The organism is Polaromonas sp. P1_G4, assembly GCF_056405475.1.
In genome coordinates this window covers 1-3,048 of record NZ_JBFUCA010000502.1, presented here as the reverse complement: position 1 = coordinate 3,048, position 3,048 = coordinate 1, and the positions used below count along the sequence as shown (strand labels likewise).

Sequence of the window (3,048 nt, the reverse complement as noted above, 5' to 3'; positions counted from 1 at the left end):
CTATTCGCATCTGGGCCTGGCCTATCAGCTGCCCGACGGTCAGGGCGGCATAACCTGGCGCGTGGTGCACAAGCTCAACACCTGCGGCACCGGCGACTCAGCGGTTTATCGCCAGGGACTGGGCGAGTTTTTCCTGGACGACCTGTGGCGTTACGAAGCTGCCTGGGTGGCGCCTGCGCCGGAAGTCCAGGCACGCCTCCTGGCGCTGCTGCAAGACCCGGGCCGGTTGACAGCCATGCACCACAAGCCTTACAGCATCGTGAGCTACGTGTGGGGCCGCAAGTACCAGCAGTCCAACCAATGGGCGATTGAAACCATGGCCGCCGCGATGGAACCCGGGGTGACCACGCGTGAGAAGGCTCAGGCCTGGCTGCAATTCAAGGGCTACGAGCCCACCACGCTGAAGCTGGGCCCTTTGACCCGCCTGGGCGGGCGCGTGACCGCGGCGAATATCGCGTTTGACGACCATCCCAACGACAAGCGGTTTTCTGACCGCATTGAGACCGTCACGGTGGATTCGGTGTTTGACTGGCTGCAACGCGCGCAAATGACTGTGCCCGGCAAGCCCGTGACCGTCATCAAACTGTGAAAACCTGTTTTCCAGAAAACGGAGATAACCATGGCCAACACTTTGCGATTGACAGAAAAATGGATGCACCGCGGCCTCTGGCTGGTGGCTTTGGTGTTTGCCGGTTTCCTGATCGGTTTGGGCGGCACGGTGGTCGGCGATTTGCCGAAAGTCGAGAAGCAGCTCTCGGTCGACGACTACATGGACGCCACAGCCAGCAATGCGCTACGCGGCGCCATCAAAACGGCAGAGCGGGCCGAGCGTGACGCGCAAATCTCGCTGGAGCAAGCCCAGCTTAAACGCCGGGCAGCCCAGGCGGATTCGGCCGCAGCGCGCGAAACCTTCGACAACTGGCTGTCCACGCGGCGCGCCACGCAGTTGGCTGAGCAGGATGCCGAACTGCTGTCGCGCACGCGGGCGCTGGACGGGTTGAAAGACCGTGAACGCGCGGCGGGCGTCGCCGTAGAAGCTCAGCAGCAGGCGGCACTGGATGCCCGGCAGGGTGCGACGCGCGAGCGCCGCAGGCTGGCGGAGATGGAAGAGGCTGCCCAGGTGCAACTCAACGCCGAATACCGGCGTGTGGAACTGCGCATCTTTCTGTACCGCCTGGCCCTGACTCTCCCGTTGCTGGTGGCGGCCGGCTGGCTGTTTGCGAAAAAGCGCAAGACGACTTACTGGCCCTTTGTGTGGGGTTTTATCTTCTTTGCTGTGTTTGCCTTCTTCGTCGAGCTGGTGCCTTACCTGCCTAGCTACGGTGGTTATGTTCGTTATATCGTGGGCATTGTCGTCACGGCGCTGGTGGGCCGGCAGGCCATTGTTTCGCTGAACCGATACCTGGAAAAGCAGAAGCTGATCGAGCAGCTGCCGAACATGCAACGCCGCGAGGAACTGAGCTACGACACGGCACTGACAAGGCTTTCCAAAGGCGTGTGCCCGGGCTGCGAGCGGGCTGTGGACCTGAAAAATCCGGAGATCGATTTTTGTCCGCACTGCGGCATCGGCCTGTTTGACCATTGTGCGAAGTGCTCCACGCGCAAGAGCGCGTTCGCCAGGTTCTGCCATTCCTGCGGTGCCAGCTAATGCGCTTTGACCCATCGCGCAGGAGGGCGCTATCGGCAATCGCGGGTGGTGCTGCGCTGACGCAACTGAATGCCGAGGCGAAATGCCCGGTCGATCCGTTGAGTGTGTGCAATGTCGCGCATCTGAGCTCTGTGACGGTGGCGGGGATCGCGGAAATTCGTGGGACCGATGATGTCCGGCAGGCTTTAAAAAAATGGCAAGGCCGCGTGAGTGTCGGCGGCGGCAGATTCAGCATGGGTGGACAAACCGCAATTCAAGGCGGACTGCAACTGGATATGCGCTCCATGAATGCAGTGGTGAAATTCGACCCTGCCAAACGAACCGCCAGAATCCAGGCCGGTATGCGGTGGCGCGACTTGCAAACAATCATCGACCCGCAGGGGCTGGCGGTCCAGACCATGCAGAGCTACGCCAGTTTCACGGTGGGAGGTTCGGTGTCGGTGAATTGCCATGGGCGTTATGTGGGGCACGGGCCTGTGAGCCGTTCCGTCAGGGCCCTGCAGATCGTTTTGCCTGACGGTGAGGTGGTTGAAGCCAGCAGGCAAATCAATTCAGAACTTTTTCATGCCGCTATTGGCGGGTATGGAGGGATTGGCGTCGTCACGGAGATTGAACTTAATCTCGATGAAAACTTTCGCATAGAAAGATCAACGAATCGCATTTCCATTGAAGACTATCCGGGCTGGTTCCGCGAGAAGATCCAGTCTGACCCGAACGTGCTGTTGCACAACGCCGATTTATTCCCGGACCGGTTTGGCTATCCGCATTGCGTCACATGGTCACGCACCGACAAGCCCTTGACCATCCAGGAGCGGTTGACGCCGCCGGGCCGCCCCTACACGAAAGAGAAATTTTTTTTCTGGGCCATGACGGAGTTGCCTGGCGGAGCTTTGCTCCGGGGAAAAGCCGCTACTTCCATCGAAGATACCCCGGCCGTGGCGTGGCGCAATTATGAAGCCAGCCTTGATGTTGCGCAGCTGGAGCCAGCGAACCGGGATTTTTCCACTTATGTTTTGCAAGAGTATTTTGTTCCGGAGCGCCACTTCACAAGCTTCGCGCGAAAGATGGCAGACATCTTGCAAACGATTCCTACGGGAACGGTGAATGTTTCAATACGCCACTCGCCGCCTGATCATGCGGTACTGATGGCTTGGGCGCGGCAAGATGTATTTTCTTTCGTGATTTACTATAAGCAGGGCATGTCGGTCTATGCGCAGCGACACGCTGCGCAATGGACTCGCTCAATGATCGATCTGGCCTTGGCGCATGAAGGCACCTACTACCTGCCGTATCAGCTGCACGCGACAAAGGAACAATTTCTTCGTGCTTACCCTCAGGCGCCAAGGTTCAACAAGTTGCGTGAGCATATTGGCGCGTCGCGGTTCACGAATGCTTTGTGG

3 protein-coding genes are annotated in these 3,048 nt (G+C 59.1%); all 3 read left to right on the top strand.

The features are described from left to right. On the top strand, positions 1–589 hold a 589-nt coding region (locus tag AC1D1X_RS19525; protein ID WP_477698938.1), incomplete at its 5' end, for a DUF2145 domain-containing protein. A 30-nt stretch (positions 590–619) separates the two neighbouring features. Further along, on the top strand, positions 620–1,648 hold the full coding sequence (locus AC1D1X_RS19520) for a serine endopeptidase (RefSeq protein WP_477668717.1): 1,029 nt from the start codon (positions 620–622) through the stop codon (positions 1,646–1,648). After that, the coding region (locus AC1D1X_RS19515) for an FAD-binding oxidoreductase (protein ID WP_477698937.1) at positions 1,648–3,048 on the top strand (1,401 nt) is incomplete at its 3' end. The genes AC1D1X_RS19520 and AC1D1X_RS19515, both read left to right, overlap by 1 nt.

Bases quoted from the DNA above. Each gene is read 5' to 3' on its own strand.
- AC1D1X_RS19520 (WP_477668717.1), top strand. From the start codon at position 620: ATGGCCAACACTTTGCGATTGACAGAAAAATGGATGCACCGCGGCCTC.